Below are 15,800 nucleotides of genomic sequence, written 5' to 3'. Positions count from 1 at the left end.
GAGCTGCGCAGTGGCGAAGGCGTCGAAGGTGGCTCGGTGCCGGGCGCCGGGGGCTTCGCGAGATCGAGGCTCCGACGCTTGCGATGCGTGCCAGGTCGCCGCTGGTAAGGGTGTTGCCGTGCACGAACAGTGTGCGGTCATCAACGAGCCCTTTCGCCAGCAGTCGAGTGACATACCGAGTGCCTCTCGTGAAGGGGCCGTTGGCGACGTGGACCGTGAAGCGATGCGCGTCCAGGCGGCGGGCCAGTTCCACCTCGGGCACGGTGTAGTGCAGGGGGCAAAGAGGAATTCGCTGCCACTGAGCTTGACTCTGTCGGGGATCTTGGAGTTCCTCGGTGCGGCAGCATGATCAACGGGCATGCTCGGGTGGTTCCGTCGACCGATGCAGTTGTCGAGGTGCCCGTTGTCCCTTCGCCCTCGTTCCGGTGAGCAAGTCCCCTCTCTGACCGCGCAGATCGCGCGGGCGAGCAATCCGGGCGGTACGACGGCGATATGGGTACGCGATCGCCTCGATGGGCTGTGGTGCGACGAGGACTTCGCCGACTGGTACCCGCGGGATGGGCGCCCGGGGCTCTCGCCTGCTCAACTGGCCACCGTCTGTGTGCTGCAGTTCCTGCTCGGCCTGTCGGACCGGCAGGCCGCCGAGGCGGTCCGCTGTCGCATCGACTTCAAGTACGCCATGGCGATGGAACTGGACGATCCCGGGTTCCACCACAGCGTGCTGGCCGACTTCCGAGACCGTCTCGCCGAAGGCGACCGCGCTGATCGCCTCCTCGACCTCGCGTTGGCCCGCCTCACGGAGGCCGGACTGGTGCGCGAGCGCACCACGCAGCGCACCGACTCCACCCACGTCCTGGCCGCGGTGCGCGACTTGACCCGCCTGGAACTGGTCACCGAGGCGGTCCGCGCCGCACTCGAAGAAGTCGCCGGTATGTCCCCTCACCTGCTGGACGAGCTGGTCGATGAGGAGTGGGGCCGCCGCTACGGTCGGCCGGTCCGCCTGGGCAAGAACCCCACCAAGCCCACGACCAGGATCCTGGCCACCGGGAACGATGCCGTCCGGCTCCTGGAATACCTCTACCAGCACGGAGCAGGCCGCACGTCCGGCCCTCGCGTCCAGGCCCTGCGCCAGATCATGGTGCAGAACTACCACCGTGACCAGGCAGGCCGGCTGCGCTGGCGCATCGCCGAGAAGGAGGGCGGACCCGGGCTGCCGCCCTCGTCCCGGGCAGTCGTCTCGCCCTACGACACCTCGGCCCGCTATGCGAGGCACGGGCACATCATCAGCTGGAAGGGGTTCGCCGCTCATCTGACGGAGACCTGCGCTCCTGGCGGCCCCAACGTGATCACGGACGTGGCCACCACCGCGGCCACCACCCACGACAGTCAGGTCCTGCCCGGCATCCACACCCGTCTGGCGCGGCGCGGGCTGCTGCCCGCCGAGCATCTGGTCGACGCCGGCTACACGTCCCTGCCCCACCTCGAACAAGCCACCCGTGAACACCAGGTCACCGTCTCCGGGCCGCTGCGGAGCAACCCCACCCGCCAACACCGGCAGAACGAGGGCTTCGCCCGGGACGACTTCCACATCGACTACGACCGTCAGCAGGTCACGTGCCCCCAGGGGCAGGTCAGTGCGGGCTGGCACGGCCCTTACCCAACCTCGTCACCCACCGCGGCCCCGCTGATCGTGGCCAGGTTCACCAAGAGTCAGTGCCGTCCCTGCCCGGCCCGCACCCAGTGCACCTCCACCGCTGACAGCGCCCGAACCGTGGGCTTTCCCCCGCGAGAACTCCGTGACCTGCAACTTCGCGTCCGCGCGGAGCAACAGACGCCCGAGTGGAAGACCCGCTATGCGGTCCGCTCGGGAGTGGAGGGCACGGTCAACGAGTTCGCCCACGGACACGGCATGCGGCGTTGCCGCTACCGAGGACAAGGAAAGGTTCACATCCAGCACGTTCTGACGGCCATTGCCGTCAACATCGAGCGCCTCAGCGGACTGCCACCGGCCGAAGAAGCACCCACGTCCCGCCGACCGACTGCCTTCCAGCACTACCTCGACCAGCGCGAGATACCCCGGCTGAAGTCCTGGCGAACCCTGGGAACCTGACCGGCATCTCCAAGATCCCCGACAGAGTCAAGCTAAGACTTCATACGCTGCTGAAATTGCCCGCCGAAGTGACTCGGACAAGTGACGACTGGCATGGTGGGAGGACACCGCGCGGGAGTGTGGTGATCCGCTGCCGCAGACGATGGTGGCGGAGGCTTGAGCGGGCCCGGAGCGGGTGGCTGCGATGCAGCGGGGAGAGCATGCGGAGTGCCCGGTGTGCGGGCGGTCGTGGACGATAGTCCAGGCGGTGGGGCGCGCCAAGGGGCGGGTATCAACGTTGCCGCTGAGGTTCCTCGCGGCGGGGGCCGCACTCGCGACGGGATGCTGTTGGTTTATTCGGCCCTCGCGTGACGTCGGTCTCCACGATCTGGTTGTGGTCGTGGAGACCGGCGTTGTTGTGTGGGGTGGGTGTCGATGTCGATGCAGCCGAAGGGTCCGGGGGAGATTCCGGCGGAGACGGTGCGAGTCGCCCGGGCGGCGTTCCCGAAGGGAAGCCTGGCGATCCGGGTCCGGGACGAGCTGGGGCCGATGTTCCGCGACGAGGACTTCACGGATCTGTTCGCCTCACGAGGCCGGCCTGCCTGGTCTCCGGCCGGGCTGGCGCTGGTGTCGGTGTTGCAGTTCGTGGAGGGGCTGACCGACCGCCAGGCCGCGGAGGCGGTGCGGGCACGGATCGACTTCAAGTACGCACTCGGGCTTCAACTCGACGATCCTGGCTTCGACTTTTCGGTGCTGTCGGAGTTTCGGGACCGGTTGGCCGGGGCCGATGGCGGGCGCCGGGTCATGGACGGTGTGCTGGTGGCAGCACGCGAGAAGGGGCTGCTCCAGAGCGCGGGCCGGGCCCGAACCGATTCCTCGCATGTGCTGTCGTCGGCGCGTGAGCTGTGCTGGCTGGAGCAGGTGGCCGAGACGCTGCGTGCGGCGTTGAACGCGCTCGCGCAGGCCGCTCCGGACTGGTTGTCGCAGGTGGCGGAGCCGGACTGGTTCAGGCACTACGCCACCCGGACCGAGGACTCCCGGTTCCCCAAGGCCCGCGCGAAGCGGGACGAGGTGGGCCTGCGGATCGGCCGGGACGGGACACGTCTGCTGGAAGAGGTCTTCGCCGTCGGCGCCCCCGTAGCACTGCGTGCACTTGACGAGGTGGAGGTCCTGCGCCAGGTCTGGGTCCAGCACTTCCACCGGGTGGACGGCGAGGTGATGCGCAGGGGCCCAAAAGACCGGCCGCCGGGCGCGACGCGCCTGGTCAATCCCTATGACCCGGAGGCCCGTGTCGGCATCAAACGGGACACCATGTGGGACGGATACAAGGTTCACCTCACCGAGACCTGCGGCGAGGTGGACGTTCCGAACCTGGTCACCACCGTGGCAACCGTCGCGGACAACGCGATGAACGAGGAGATCCACACTTCCCTCGCCGCCCGGGACTGCCTGCCCGCCGAGCACTGGGTGGATGCCGGCTACCCCACCGCCGCCCACGTCCTCGCCGCCCGCACCCGGCACGGTGTCGAGCTGCACGGGCCACTGGTCGGCAACACATCGTCCCAGGCCAAGGGCGCTTTCGGGCTGGACGCGTTCACCGTCGACTGGGAACACCGGCAGGTGACCTGCCCAGGCGGAGCCACCGCCACGGACTGGTATCCCCGCAACGATTCCAAGGGCCTGCCGGTCGTCCGCGTCAGGTTCCCCGCCGGCCGCTGCGGCCCCTGTCACCACCTGCGGGACTGCGTCAGCTCGACCACCGGCCGCCGCCGGGAACTCATGCTGCGGCAACAGCAAGCCCAGCACGACGCCATCCGGCACCTCCGCGCTGAACAGCAGACCGATGCGTGGAAGGAGCGCTACAAGATCCGTGCCGGGGTCGAGGGCACCATTTCCCAAGCCGTCGGGCGCTGCGGCCTGCGCAGATCCCGCTACCGGGGCCTGACAAAGACCAGCCTCCAGCACCAGCTCACCGGAGCCGCGATCAACCTCACCCGCATCGACGCCCACCTCACCGGTACACCCCGAGCCCGCACCCGCACCAGCCACTTCGCAGCACTGTGCCCCGCCGAGCTGACGCTCGACGGGGCACAAGCAGGGGCCGAATAAGCCAACAGCATCTCTATGGGCGCGGCCCCCGCTCACAGCTCCAGCACCAACCGCTCTCCTTCCGGTGCGCGCGAGACGCAGGGCAGCATGGCGCCGGCCGCACGTTCGGTGGCGGTGAGCCGGCGGTCACGGTGATCGACATGGCCATGGGCCACCTGTACCCGGCAGGTGCCGCAAAATCCCTGGCGGCAGGAGAACGGCAGGTCTGGCAGGGCGTCGTGAAGAACATCCAGGGCGGAGCGGTCGTACGGCACTGGCAGGACCCGTCCGGTGTCGCCCAGTTGAAGTTCGAAGGGACGGCCGTCCGTGATCGGGGCCGGGGCGAAACGCTCGAAGTGCAGGGCGGACGCGCGGCTGTCACCGAACGCGCGCCGAACGCCGTCGATCATGGGCGCGGGTCCGCAGCAGTACACCGCACCCGTCGCCGGGCTCAAGCTCAGTAGATCGGCTGCTTCGGGCACGTCGGACTCGTCGTCAGGACGAATGGAGACCCGGCCAGGGGCTGTGGCCGCGAGTTCGGCCAGCTCTGCCGCGAAGGGCATCGAGCCGCGGCTACGGCCGGTGTGCACGAGCCGCCAGTCCAGTCCGCGCCGGGCGGCTTCCCGGGCCATCGGCAGGATCGGGGTGATTCCGATGCCGCCCGCGATGAGCAGGATGGATGCTTCGGCGGCGAAGGGGAAGGCGTTCCGGGGCCCGGTGATGGCGACCCGCATACCGTCTGCGAGGGCGTCGTGCACCTCGGCCGAACCTCCTGCGCCGTTGGCGATGCGGCGCACCGCGATGCGGTACTGGTACCGGTCGGCGGGGTCGCCGCACAGGGAGTACTGCCGCTTGCGGCCGGTGGGCAGGTGCAGTTCGATGTGGGCGCCGGGCTGCCAGGGCGGGAGTGTTCCCCCGTCGGGTGCTGCCAGCCGCAGGGAGACGACGTCCTCGGCCTCCTGGTGCCTGGCGGCGACCACCAGTTCCCGGATCGCGGGTATCTCGGTGGCCGGCGGGCGCCTGGGAGGAGTGCTGCGCCGCGCTAGGCGCGTGACCGCGTTGTCGCTGAAGGCCGCCAGCTTCTGCATGAAGGAGTCGCTGCGCGGTCGGCCGTACAGGTCCGGCGGCCGAGTGACGGGTGTGCTGATGTCCATGGGATGCCTTGCTGGTTGCTGGGTCATTGGGCAGCCGCTCGGGCAGCGGGGGATGCCGCCAGGTAGGCGACCGCCTGCTGGGTCGAGCCCTCCTGGGTCGGGTGGTAGCCGGGGCGGAAGTAGCGCAGTACCGAGCGGGTGAACGCGACCGGTGGCGGCAACAGGTTCTTGCGGGCGGCGGTCAGGTAGTCGCGGAAGCGGACCTTGACGAGGTCGTCGAGTTCGGGGTCGGCGCTCATCAGGAAGCGGACTCCGCGGATCCACAGCCGGGTCAGCACTGGAGCGGTGACGAGCATGCCGGCCACTCGGCGCCGGTACCGGGGATCGAGGTGCACCAGTAGGTCGAATGCGACGGAACGGTGTTCGACCTCCTCCGCGCCGTGCCAGCGGAACAGATCGAGCATCGCGGGGTCCGCGCCGGCCTGGTCCAGGTGCCCGTTGCTGAGAATCCAGTGACCCATGTACGCGGTGAAGTGCTCGAAGGCCGCTATGAGGGCGAGCCGTTGGAGGAGGTGCGCGTGTGTGGCGGCCGGCGTCAGTTCCGGCCGGTCCCCGAGCACCCTTCGGAAGATCCATTCGGACTGCACGGTGTACGGAGCCGGGTCCAGCCCCTTGGCGAGCAGGTGCTCCAGGACCCCCTGGTGCGCCTCGGCGTGCATCGCTTCCTGGCCGATGAAGCCGCGTGCGTCCTCGCGCAGCCGGTCATCGGTGATCAGTGGCAGTGCCTGCTCGAAGGTGCGCACGAACCAGCGTTCGAGCTCGGGGAGCATGAGGTGGAGCACATCGAAGGTGTGGGTTGCGAAGGGCTCACCCGGCAGCCAGTGCAGCGGGGTGGTGCCCCAGTCGAAGGTGACGTCCCGGGGTTGCAGCACCAGGTCGTGGTGGTCGATGGGTTCGGACGGACGGTGCGGGTGGGCAGGTGCGGCTCGGAGCATGACAGGTTCCTCCATCGGCGATCGCTGTGTGCGAGGGGGCGGTCAGGCAGTCGTCCAGTACTGCCGGTCTGTCAGATCGGGTGCGCGGTGCGGTCCGGAGTGCGGCGGGAGCCGTCTTCGATGCCGTTGGCGAACTCCGCGATCCGCGACGCGACCTCCTCGGGGTGGTTGAGCTGTACCCAGTGCCCGGCGTCGATCGGGCGCCGCTGTATCTGGCGCGTCCAGTGCTCCACTCCGTACGAGAGCACCGGGGTGACGCAGAAGTCGCGGGTGGGGATGATGAGTTGGATCGGGACGGTGGTCGGGCGGTCCCGGGGATGCAGCAGGCGGGGCAGCATGTTGGCGCGGTACAGCGCGGTGCCTGACACAGCGTCGCGGGTCAGCGTCGGCGTGGGGTAGGGGGTGTTGCCGGGTACGCCTTGGGAGCCGGTGAGGAAGGTGCGCCAGCGGTGTCCCAGTGCTCTCCAGGTCAGGGCGGGGAGGAGCGGGAAATGGAAGTAGGCGATGTACCAGGACCGTGCGGCCTGCCTCAGCATCTTCGGCAGATCCGGATGCCGCGGCCTAAGGCGGGCCCGGATCAGGTGGCCGACGTGGTCCAGGCAGGGTCCGGAGATGGAGGTGAACGAGGCGATCCGCCCGGCCAGGCGGGTGCCGGTGACCGACTCCCAGGAGTGGATCGATCCCCAGTCGTGTCCGACCAGGTGCACCGGGCGGTCGGGGCTCACAGCGTCGAGGACCGCCTCCAGGTCGGCTTCCAGTCGGGACATCCGGTAGGCGCGCAAACCCCTGGGCCGGTGCGAGGCACCGGCTCCCCGCACGTCGAAGGCGGTGACGTGGAAGCGGTCGGCCAGGCGCTCGGCGACGGGGTGCCACACGGCGCTGGTGTCCGGATAGCCGTGGACCAGCACCACCGGAGGAGCCGTGGACGCTCCCCACTGGTAGGCGGCCAACTCCACGCCGTCCGCGGCGATCCGGCGGGCGGCCAGGCCGGTCATCGGCCACCTCCGGCAGGGGTCAGTTCGCCGTAGTTCAGACCGCCGTGGAAGAAGCTGGGCTGCACAGGCCAGTGCCGCTTGAAGGGGGCCAGTTCCGAGGAGGGCAGGATCTGCAGCCAGCGCGGATCGCGCCGGCTGGGGTCGGCGAGAGTCTTCTCCTTGACCATGGAGTCGTACTGGTCGAGAGAGTCCTCCAGGGTGTTGGCGTTGGGAACCACCTCATGGCCGTAGAACGCGGCGTGGCGGCGCACCCCGGGGATGCGGGAGAGCTCGGGCTGCCAGTTGTCGGCCGAGATGCCGTTCTCGGAGGAGACCCACACGCCGTCGGGGGTGTTCAGCACCAGGGAGTGGTTGCCGTCCGTATGGCCGGGGGTCCACAACAGGCTGACACCGACGCCGAGTTCGACATCGCCGTCGAAGGCGGTGACGCGCTCGTCCGGTACCCCGTCCATGCCTCCGTCGACGTACCAGGCCCACTGCATCGGATGCGTCGATGCGAAGGTGCCCAGCTCCCTGCGGTGCACCAACAGTCGGGCGCGCGGGAACAGGGCTTCGCGGGGCGCCCGTTCGCCGGGAATGGTGCTGGTACTTCCCATGATCATGCGCACGTCCTGGACGTGCAGGTGGTCGAAGCTGACGAAGTCCACGTCCTCGGGTCGCAGACCGCAGGAGGGCAGGACGGTGTTCGGGTCCTGGTAGAAGCGGGCGAAGACGTGCTCGGTGAGAAAGTCCCCTGCCAGACGCTTGAGCTGTGCGTAGAACGGTGCTTGAGCCGTTCCGGCGGCGACGGTCGGCTCCCACACCAGTGTTTTCGGCTCACCGTCGAAGCCGTCGAACTGCACGACGAGCATCCGGTTGACGATGCTTACGAACGGGTTGACGGCGAGCGCGGCACCGTGGAAGCCGAACCGGGTCGGGTACGGGGCAGCTGCGATGTCGAAACTGCGGACGGCGTGGATGCGGCCCTGCTGGACGAAGCGCTCACGGTAGGTGGCCGCGGCGCTGCGCACGGCGCGCAGCCGGTCACCGCGGGGCCATACGTCGTGGACACCTTCGAATTCGGGGATGGGACGCGGAGCGGCGTCGTCCTGGGCTTTTTCCGCGCTGGGCGCCGGTTTGGGCGTGGTGGTCACGGGCTCAACTTTCGGGATGGCGGGCGGTTCGGGTGCGCTGCTCGTAGGCCGCGCGGACCGACCGGTCGGACAGGGCGGCGAGCTGGTCGGGGACGAGGAGGTGATGCAGGGCGTCGCGGGCACGGCCCGGCAGCACCGCGGCCAACCGGGTCAGGGCGGCCACCTGGCGGGGAACGAAGACCTCGAACCGCGGGCGCAGCACGACGTCGAGCACCGCGTCGGCCACCTGATCCGTCGTCAGGCGCCGGGTGGGTCCGGTCGCGGTGCCCACGGCCAGCTCGGTGTCCACGACGCCGGGCATCACCAGGGACATGCGCACGCCGGTGCCGCGCAGTTCGGCGCGGACGGCTGTGCTGTAGCCGTGGACGGCGTGCTTCGTCGCCGCGTAGGTCGCCTCGCCGGCGGGGGCGACCTTGCTGGCGGCGGAGGCGATGTTCACCACGTGGCCGCGCCCGCGTTTCCGCATCCCCGGGATCACGAGTTTCATCCCCCGCAGTACGCCGTGGACGTTGACGTCGAACTGGCGCAGGGCGGCTTCCTCCGGTTCCTCCTCGAAGGGGCCCACCCACATGATTCCGGCGTTATTGACCAGTACGTCGATCGGCCCCAGCCGGGTCTCGACGGTGCGCAGGAAGTCTTCGAAGGAAGGTGTGTCGGTGACGTCGAGAGACAGCCCGAGCAGCCGGCCACCGCGATGCGCGCCGATGGCACCAGCCGCCTCCATGGCGAGCTCCGCGTCGAGATCGCCGATCGCCACGGCCGCTCCGGCCGCGGCGAGCCGGGCCGCGACGGCGCGCCCGATTCCGCGGCCCGCCCCGGTGACCGCGATCACCCGGCCGGTCAGCGGTTGTGCGCGGGGGAGCTTGTCACGGTCTCTTCGGCTGGACGCGTACGGGTATTTGGGCGGTGCTGCCACGGTCGAGGCCCCTTTCCTGCCCTGCGCATGAGCGGAACGCCGAGTGACAAGCGGACCTCACGCGCGTCTGACACGATGCCATGTCAGATGAACTGACAAGCTAGAGTGTCAGTTCGGAGCACACCGGTGTCAACACCTCTGCGAAGGGGAAAAATGACCGGCACACAGACCGCCGGACGGCGCTATGGCGGACGCGACGCGGCGCAGCGGCAGCAGGAGCGCCGCACGCGCCTCATCCAGGCGGGCCTCGACCTGTTCGGCACGGTCGGATACGCCTCGGCCTCCGTCAAGCAGGTGTGCTCCCATGCCGGACTGACCGAGCGCTACTTCTACGAGTCGTTCCGCGACCGCGAAGACCTTCTCGCCGGGGTCTACAACGAGCTGATCACTGCGATCCAAGCCGAAACCGCACAGGCCGCAGCCGCTGTAGCACCCGATGTCGACGCCCAACTGCGCGCCGGCCTTGAGGTGTTCATCCGCACACTGGCCGACGATGCCCGCATGGCCCGCCTGGTGCTCATCGAGGTCGTGGGCGCCAGCCCCCGCCTCGAAGTACGGCGCCGCGAGGTCCTGCACGAATTCGCCGCACTGATCGCCGCCGTCGTTGCACCGCCTCCTGGCCCGGAAGCCTCCTCCAGCCGGCTCACCATGACCGCGATGAGTCTGGTCGGCGGAGTCAACGAACTCCTCGTGGACTGGACGCTCGGCCACCAGAACGCCACCGTCGAAGAACTGATCGACCTGTGCTACACCCTGTTCATCGCGGCCTACCGAGCCATCAGCGATCAGCCCTGATCACGCAGGCCCGGATTCCTTCACAGGAGCTTCCGCACCGGACGGCAGCCCACACCCCCTGCTCACCGGCCCGGCGCACTCGGCGGCCCTGTTTCGACCAGGCAGGCCGACGAGAAACATTGCGCAATGAGCGCAGCTGCGGCTATCGACTGTCGGACGGGTTCCATACTCATCATCCATCCGGAAGCGACGCAGGGCGATCGGGCTGAGGGGCCGCGAACCATGGCGGGCTCGTTAGCCTCGATCTTTCTTGACGGTCCGCCGACGGAGTCGGCGGACCGTTCGCTTTCGGTGGCTGAGGGTGGGCAGGCCGACAGCCCGAGTATCGAGTCGGGTGGGCGCCGGGTTCCACTGCTCCGGTGTGGTGGTGCGGATCGTTGGGGTGGTCGGTGTGGCTGGTCAGCCGGGGCTCGGCAAGGCATTGAGCCGGTCGCTTGCCCGGGTGATCTCGTCGGTCCAGGGCCATCGCGTGGTGAAGCGGAGCCAGCGGCGGCGGCTGGTGGTGACCAGTTGGGCGGCGGCGGAGAAGATCCTTAGGCGGAGCTTCTTGGGTTCCCAGCGGCGGGTTTGGCCGGTCAGGGCGAGCATCGGCATCCAGGCGAGGAGGTCGAGTGCGAGGGAGACGATCTCCAGCCAGATCTGGTTCTGTGCTGTGTCGTGCAAGGGGAGGTTGCGCAGGCCGGTGTCGCGGGCGCCGCGGATGCGGTCCTCGCAGCGGGCCCGTCTGCGGTGGCGTAGTTCGAGGTCGGCGAGCTGGCCGCCTTGGGTGTTGGTCGCGAAGCAGGTGAGCCGCAGTCCGTCGAGGTCGGTGAAGCGCAACTGGGCGCCGGGGTGCGGGCGTTCCTTGCGGACGACCAGCCGCATCCCTTTCGGCCACGTGCTCAGGTCGGGCATGTCGGTGATCTCCGCGACCCAGGCGCCGGGCCGCTCGGTGCCGCCCGCGTCATAGGCCGGTGTCCACGCCTTCTTCGGAATCTTCAGCACGGCCTGGTGGATGGCGTCGCTGATGGTCATTCCGACGGAATACGACAGCCACCGGCCGGGCCTGGAGAGCCAGTCGAGGAAGGCGTGGGTGCCGCCGGCGGAGTCGGTGCGGATCAGCGTCTGCCGGCCCCGCCGCAGGTGTCGGGGCAGTTGGGCCAGGGCGAGCCCAGTGGTGGTGATGTGGTCGGTGGCGGTGTTGGAGCCTGCGTTGCCGGGCCGCAGCAGAGCGGCCACAGGTTCCCCGGAGCCGGCCTGACCGTGGTCGACGAACGCGACGAGCGGGTGATGGCCGAAGGTCTTCTTCCAGGTCGCGGTGGCATCCTGCTTCTCGGAGTGCGCCAGGATCAGCACGCCGTCGATGTCCACGATCACCTGGCCGTCGGCGGCCGGACTGTCCGCACCGGCCAACTCCCAGACCCGCGACCGTACTTCGGCCCGTGCCGACCGGATCGCCGCGAGAGCCTTCGGGCCGGCTGCGGCCAGAGCGTCGACGAGACGGGAGACCGTCGGATCGGAGGCCACCGGGCCGAACACGTCAGGCTCGGCCCGCAGCATGCCGATGTCGGCCAGGCAGTCGCCGCCGAGTGCGACGGCCAGGGCCACATCCAGCAGGATCTTGCCCGGATCGTGCACCGTTCGCGGCTTGCGCCACGGCGCCATTGCCGCCGATATCGCGGTGTCCAGGCCGGACGTGCGGACCGTCTCGACCAGCAGCACGGCCCCGGCCTGGGCAACAACTCCACGGCCGCCGCCCACGACACGGACACGCGGGTACGACCCGCTACTCTTCTTCACCTGGAGAGTGCTTCTTTCCTTGCAGCTGACAGGACCCTCGACAAGTCCCATCGTTGCAGGTCAGCAGCACTCTCCATTTATTTGATCAAGACCCGGACAGACCCACTCGCGAAAGCGCGAGGTTAGAATCGAGTTCTGCGCCCTCGCCAGTGATCATCGTCGGCGACATCGGGCTCGTTCCCGTCTCACCGGACGCCGCCGAGGGCTTCTGCCGCCTGGTGGCTGCCGCGACGGCGTATCCCTGCATCTGCATCTGGAGCGTTTCAGGGTGCGCCGAGATCGGCCGCGTGTAACCGATCGCCATTGGGCTGCCCATGGCGCGGGAGGCCCGCTCGTGCCCTCATCCTTTTGGCCACGCTCTCGAACGCCAGGCGGGCGTTCTTCCATGCTCCGCGTCACGGCGGCGGCGATCGCCTTCCCGCCCGGGAAGAGTCGGAAGAGGTACGGCCGCGTGACACCGACACGCTTGGCAATCGCTTCGGCAGAGGTGCCGTAGTAGCCCTTGAGCGCGAACTCGCGATCGCGGGGCGCGCATGGCGCTGTCGCGTCTACCTGCCTGCTCATCCGGCGCGTGCCGCCATGTCGGCGAGCGCCGGTCAGCTCAACCTGAAGCCGGCCGGTGACGCGGCCCGGGATCAGTTCCGTGCTTGAGCTTGCGCATTGGAAACCGACCGGTTTACAGTGAGAACAAGGGGAAACCGATCGGTTTCCAAGGTGATTTCGGGAGTGCATGATGACGACAAATCGGCCGGTGGCCCTCGTGACGGGTGCGTCCTCCGGCATCGGCAAGCAGACCGCGCTCGCGCTGGTCGCGGCGGGTTTCGAGGTGGCCGGCACGGGCCGCGACACCTCACGCGTCACCCCGCTGCGGGGTGTGACGTTCTTCGACCTCGACGTGGTCAGTGACAAGTCGGTCACCGCCGTGGTCCAGCAGGTGATCGACCGGTTCGGGCGGATCGACGTCCTGGTCAACAACGCCGGCATCGGCTCGATCGGCGCGGCCGAGGAAACCTCACTCGCGCAGGCCCAGGGTGTCTTCGACATCAACGTCTTCGGGGTCATGCGCATGGTGAGGGAGGTTCTGCCGCACATGCGTTCCCAGGGGCGCGGGCGCATCATCAACCTCTCGTCAGTGCAGGGCTTCATCCCCGCTCCCTACATGGCCGTCTACGGCGCGTCCAAGCACGCGATCGAGGGCTACTCCCAGTCCCTGGACCACGAGGTCCGCCAGTACGGCGTCCGCTCGCTCCTCGTCGAACCCGCCTACACCAACACCGGATTCGAGGCCAACAGCGCCAAGCCCGACACCCCCCTGAAGACCTACGCCGAGCAGCGGCACGTCTTCGACAGCCTGATGACGGAGGCGATCAAGAGCGGTGACGACCCCGCCGTGGTGGCCAAGGCGATCGTCACGGCTGCCACCGACGCGAAGCCGAAGCTGCGCTACGCCGCTGGCCCCATGGCCGGACGCGCACGCATGCTCCGCTTCGTTCCCGCCTGGGTCCTGGACAAGCAGATCCGCACGATGAACAAGCTGGCCGGCTGACACCCACCACCCGCAAACCCCGCCACCCACAAGCCCGTTCGCGCTGTTGACACTGGGAGAGACCCATGTCCGAGACCCTGCCCTCCGCCGCCGCTACCGTCGCGAGCTGGCGCTCCGCCGAGGAACGCGGTGACGTCGACGCCGCGGTCGCGTGTCTGAGCCCGGACGTCGTGCTCAGCTCGCCGCTCACCGACCAGTTCCGCTTTGAGGGATCTGACCAGCTGCGTGACTTCCTGACCGTGGCGTTCGCGGTGGTCAAGGACGTCCATTACCACACCCAGACCGGCGAGGGCGACGCGTACGCCCTGGTCTACCGGGCGCGGGTGGGGTCCCAGTCGTTCGAGGAGGTGCAGATGCTGCGGCTCGACGACCAAGCACGCATTACGGAGATCACGCTCTTCGGGCGTCCGATGCCGGCCCTCACCGCCTTGATGCACCTCATGGGTCCGGCGCTCGCCCACCAGCAGGGCCGCCGGGGCCTTGCGACGCTCATGAGCGTCAGCACTGTATCCATTCACGCGATGGTCTCCTCGGGGGACAGCAGTATGGTCGCGAAGACCCGGCCGACAGCCCGGTAGACCTGAGAGCACCAGGTCCACCGGCCGTTTGGCTCCGTTCCCCTTCCAGGAGTTGGCGGCAGCCGCAGGCGATGTCTCCGGCAGACAGCTTCAGGTCGCAGGAACGCACGAGGTACCTGCCGTCCAGGTGGGCTCCGGCTCGCCCTGACCACACGGGCAGCCGACTCCCCGAGAGCGGCTGCTGGAGGCACCGTCCTCCACCGGCCACGGCAGACGTCAGGCCAATTCCGCCCCAAGCGCCGACGTGACGCGGTAACTCGCCGCGCCTTCCAGCAACTTGACGTCCAGGAGACGCTCCCATGAAGCGACGTACGTTCCTTACGGCGACCACCGCGTCGCTGGCCGCCACTCAACTCGCCGGACCCGCCTACGCCTCCGCCTCCCCCTCCGGTTCAACAACTGGTCACTACGAGGTCGATGCCCGCTTCTGGGGCGCGATGCCGACAGGTGTCACCGTCTCGCGCCGCGGCCGGATCTTCGTCAACTTCCCCCGCTGGGGCGACGACGTCCCGTTCACCGTCGCCGAACTGCGCGCCGGGAAGCCGGTGGCCTACCCCGACGCCGAGGTGAACCGTCAGGACGCCTCAGACCTGGCCGGGCACTTCCAGTCGGTGCAGAGCGTCGTCGTCGACCCGGCCGACCGGCTGTGGATCCTCGACACCGGAAGCCCGGGGTTCGCCGGGTCCTCCTACGGCGGTCCCAAGCTCGTGGCGGTCGACCTGCGCACCGACCGGATCGTACGGAAGATCCTCTTCCCGCCCGAGGTGGTGCCGGCGAACAGCTACCCCAACGACGTGCGCTTCGACCTGCGGCGCGGCGCCGAAGGCATGGCCTTCATCACCGACTCGCGCGGCTCCAACGGCATCATCGTGGTCGACCTCGCCACCGGCCGCTCCTGGAGGCGACTGAGCGGGCATCCCTCCGCGCTCCCGGACAAGCAGTTCCTTCCCGTCATCGAGGGCGAGCCCTTCATGGTCCGCCCCGCGGGCGGCGACCCCACGTACTACGAGACCGGCTCCGACGGCATCGCTCTCAGCGCCGACGGCACGTGCCTCTACTACTGCCCGCTGTCCAGCCGCCGACTGCACAGCGTGTCCACCGACGCCCTCGCCGACCCGGACGCCACGGACGCCGAGGTGGCGGCGACGGTCGAGGACCTCGGGTTCAAGCCGATGGCCGACGGCCTGGAGAGCGACGACAAGGGGCGGCTCTACGGCGGCGACCTCGAACACAACGCGATCTGGCGCAGGAGCCCGAACGGCACCTACCGGACCCTCGCCCAGGGACGCGATCTGCTCTGGGTCGACACCCTGTCCGTCGCCTCGGACCGGCACCTGTACGCCATCGCCAACCAGCTCAACCGGCTGTCGCCCTTCCACGAGGGCAAGGACCTGCGCCGCAAGCCCTATCTCCTGGTCCGCCTGCCGATCGACGCCGGGCCGGTCAGGCTCGCGTGACCGTTCCGACTCGCGCCAGTGCGACGCCGTAGGGCAACCGCCTGGTGCTCCAATGCGGTTCCGTGATCTATCCAGCAGGATTGTCGGCGGATCGTCGTCGGTAATGGCTGCGGCGGGCTGTTGCCTGGTGGCGTCTGCGCCAGTTGGACCAGTGCAGCAGTCTGGCCTCGGCGCGGCGTTGGTCGACGAGGCTGTGCGCCACGCTGGGCCCAAAAGGTGTACCCAACGGCACGGGAAGCGTACTCGGATTCCCGCGACCTCAGTCTTCACCCGGGCGCTGGAAGTGCGTTCTTCAAAGTCAGTCTCCGAGATGGCGCAAGTCGCGACCGACGTCA

At 68.9% G+C, this 15,800-nt stretch carries 13 protein-coding genes; 6 read left to right on the top strand and 7 right to left on the bottom strand.

The features are described from left to right. Window positions 1-403: 403 nt before the first annotated feature. Both ACWD3I_RS44905 and ACWD3I_RS44900 read left to right on the top strand, forming a co-directional pair. The gene (locus ACWD3I_RS44905; RefSeq protein WP_365406862.1) at window positions 404-2,110 is read left to right on the top strand and encodes an IS1182 family transposase; all 1,707 of its coding nucleotides are present in this window, start codon (window positions 404-406) and stop codon (window positions 2,108-2,110) included. A 414-nt stretch (window positions 2,111-2,524) separates the two neighbouring features. Continuing rightward, window positions 2,525-4,198 carry an IS1182 family transposase gene (locus tag ACWD3I_RS44900; RefSeq protein ID WP_365406864.1) on the top strand — a complete coding sequence of 558 codons (1,674 nt, stop codon included), beginning with the start codon at window positions 2,525-2,527 and terminating at the stop codon, window positions 4,196-4,198. Between the two features lie 32 nt (window positions 4,199-4,230). Here the strand turns inward: ACWD3I_RS44900 and ACWD3I_RS44895 are convergent, their stop codons facing one another. The 5 genes from ACWD3I_RS44895 to ACWD3I_RS44875 form a co-directional block, all read right to left on the bottom strand. Continuing rightward, complete coding sequence (locus ACWD3I_RS44895; RefSeq protein ID WP_365406867.1) at window positions 4,231-5,331, bottom strand: PDR/VanB family oxidoreductase; 1,101 nt, start codon at window positions 5,329-5,331, stop codon at window positions 4,231-4,233. Window positions 5,332-5,354: 23 nt separating this feature from the next. Beyond that, entirely contained in the window at window positions 5,355-6,266 is a 912-nt protein-coding gene (locus ACWD3I_RS44890; protein ID WP_365406870.1) for a metal-dependent hydrolase, read from the bottom strand. A gap of 71 nt (window positions 6,267-6,337) precedes the next feature. After that, window positions 6,338-7,261 carry an alpha/beta fold hydrolase gene (locus ACWD3I_RS44885; RefSeq protein ID WP_365406872.1) on the bottom strand — a complete coding sequence of 308 codons (924 nt, stop codon included), beginning with the start codon at window positions 7,259-7,261 and terminating at the stop codon, window positions 6,338-6,340. Then, complete coding sequence (locus ACWD3I_RS44880) at window positions 7,258-8,394, bottom strand: MBL fold metallo-hydrolase (RefSeq protein ID WP_365406875.1); 1,137 nt, start codon at window positions 8,392-8,394, stop codon at window positions 7,258-7,260. Before ACWD3I_RS44880 ends, ACWD3I_RS44885 begins: the two co-directional genes overlap by 4 nt. Window positions 8,395-8,398: 4 nt before the next feature. Further along, window positions 8,399-9,310, bottom strand: coding sequence for an SDR family oxidoreductase (locus ACWD3I_RS44875; RefSeq protein ID WP_365406878.1), 912 nt, complete (start codon window positions 9,308-9,310; stop codon window positions 8,399-8,401). Window positions 9,311-9,463: 153 nt separating this feature from the next. Here ACWD3I_RS44875 and ACWD3I_RS44870 point away from each other — a divergent pair, with 153 nt between their 5' ends. Then, a complete protein-coding gene (locus ACWD3I_RS44870; protein WP_365406881.1) occupies window positions 9,464-10,105 on the top strand; it encodes a TetR/AcrR family transcriptional regulator in 642 nt (213 codons plus the stop codon). A gap of 399 nt (window positions 10,106-10,504) precedes the next feature. Here ACWD3I_RS44870 and ACWD3I_RS44865 read toward each other — a convergent pair whose 3' ends face one another. Continuing rightward, on the bottom strand, window positions 10,505-11,884 hold the full coding sequence (locus ACWD3I_RS44865; RefSeq protein ID WP_365406884.1) for an IS1380 family transposase: 1,380 nt from the start codon (window positions 11,882-11,884) through the stop codon (window positions 10,505-10,507). A 153-nt stretch (window positions 11,885-12,037) separates the two neighbouring features. Continuing rightward, entirely contained in the window at window positions 12,038-12,448 is a 411-nt protein-coding gene (locus ACWD3I_RS44860; protein ID WP_451084370.1) for a helix-turn-helix domain-containing protein, read from the bottom strand. 169 nt (window positions 12,449-12,617) lie between these two features. Here ACWD3I_RS44860 and ACWD3I_RS44855 point away from each other — a divergent pair, with 169 nt between their 5' ends. The 3 genes from ACWD3I_RS44855 (at window position 12,618) to ACWD3I_RS44845 (ending at window position 15,465) form a co-directional block, all read left to right on the top strand. Then, window positions 12,618-13,430, top strand: a complete 813-nt coding sequence (locus ACWD3I_RS44855) for an oxidoreductase (protein ID WP_365406889.1) — start codon at window positions 12,618-12,620, stop codon at window positions 13,428-13,430. Between the two features lie 65 nt (window positions 13,431-13,495). Further along, on the top strand, window positions 13,496-14,008 hold the full coding sequence (locus tag ACWD3I_RS44850) for a nuclear transport factor 2 family protein (RefSeq protein WP_365406892.1): 513 nt from the start codon (window positions 13,496-13,498) through the stop codon (window positions 14,006-14,008). A 299-nt stretch (window positions 14,009-14,307) separates the two neighbouring features. After that, window positions 14,308-15,465, top strand: a complete 1,158-nt coding sequence (locus tag ACWD3I_RS44845) for an L-dopachrome tautomerase-related protein (protein WP_365406895.1) — start codon at window positions 14,308-14,310, stop codon at window positions 15,463-15,465. The last annotated feature ends 335 nt before the right edge of the window (window positions 15,466-15,800 follow it).

The sequence above is a fragment of the Streptomyces sp. NPDC002817 genome (assembly GCF_053592055.1).
The sequence above is the reverse complement of the archived record's forward strand: the minus strand, read 5'-3'. Positions and strand labels throughout refer to the sequence as shown.

What these genes read in the sequence shown, in the direction of transcription:
- ACWD3I_RS44900 (WP_365406864.1), top strand. Translation starts at nt 2,525, where the DNA reads ATGTCGATGCAGCCGAAGGGTCCGGGGGAGATTCCGGCGGAGACGGTG.
- ACWD3I_RS44895 (WP_365406867.1), bottom strand. Translation starts at nt 5,331, where the DNA reads ATGGACATCAGCACACCCGTCACTCGGCCGCCGGACCTGTACGGCCGA.
- ACWD3I_RS44890 (WP_365406870.1), bottom strand. Translation starts at nt 6,266, where the DNA reads ATGCTCCGAGCCGCACCTGCCCACCCGCACCGTCCGTCCGAACCCATC.
- ACWD3I_RS44885 (WP_365406872.1), bottom strand. Translation starts at nt 7,261, where the DNA reads ATGACCGGCCTGGCCGCCCGCCGGATCGCCGCGGACGGCGTGGAGTTG.
- ACWD3I_RS44870 (WP_365406881.1), top strand. Translation starts at nt 9,464, where the DNA reads ATGACCGGCACACAGACCGCCGGACGGCGCTATGGCGGACGCGACGCG.
- ACWD3I_RS44860 (WP_451084370.1), bottom strand. Translation starts at nt 12,448, where the DNA reads ATGAGCAGGCAGGTAGACGCGACAGCGCCATGCGCGCCCCGCGATCGC.
- ACWD3I_RS44855 (WP_365406889.1), top strand. Translation starts at nt 12,618, where the DNA reads ATGACGACAAATCGGCCGGTGGCCCTCGTGACGGGTGCGTCCTCCGGC.
- ACWD3I_RS44850 (WP_365406892.1), top strand. Translation starts at nt 13,496, where the DNA reads ATGTCCGAGACCCTGCCCTCCGCCGCCGCTACCGTCGCGAGCTGGCGC.
- ACWD3I_RS44845 (WP_365406895.1), top strand. Translation starts at nt 14,308, where the DNA reads ATGAAGCGACGTACGTTCCTTACGGCGACCACCGCGTCGCTGGCCGCC.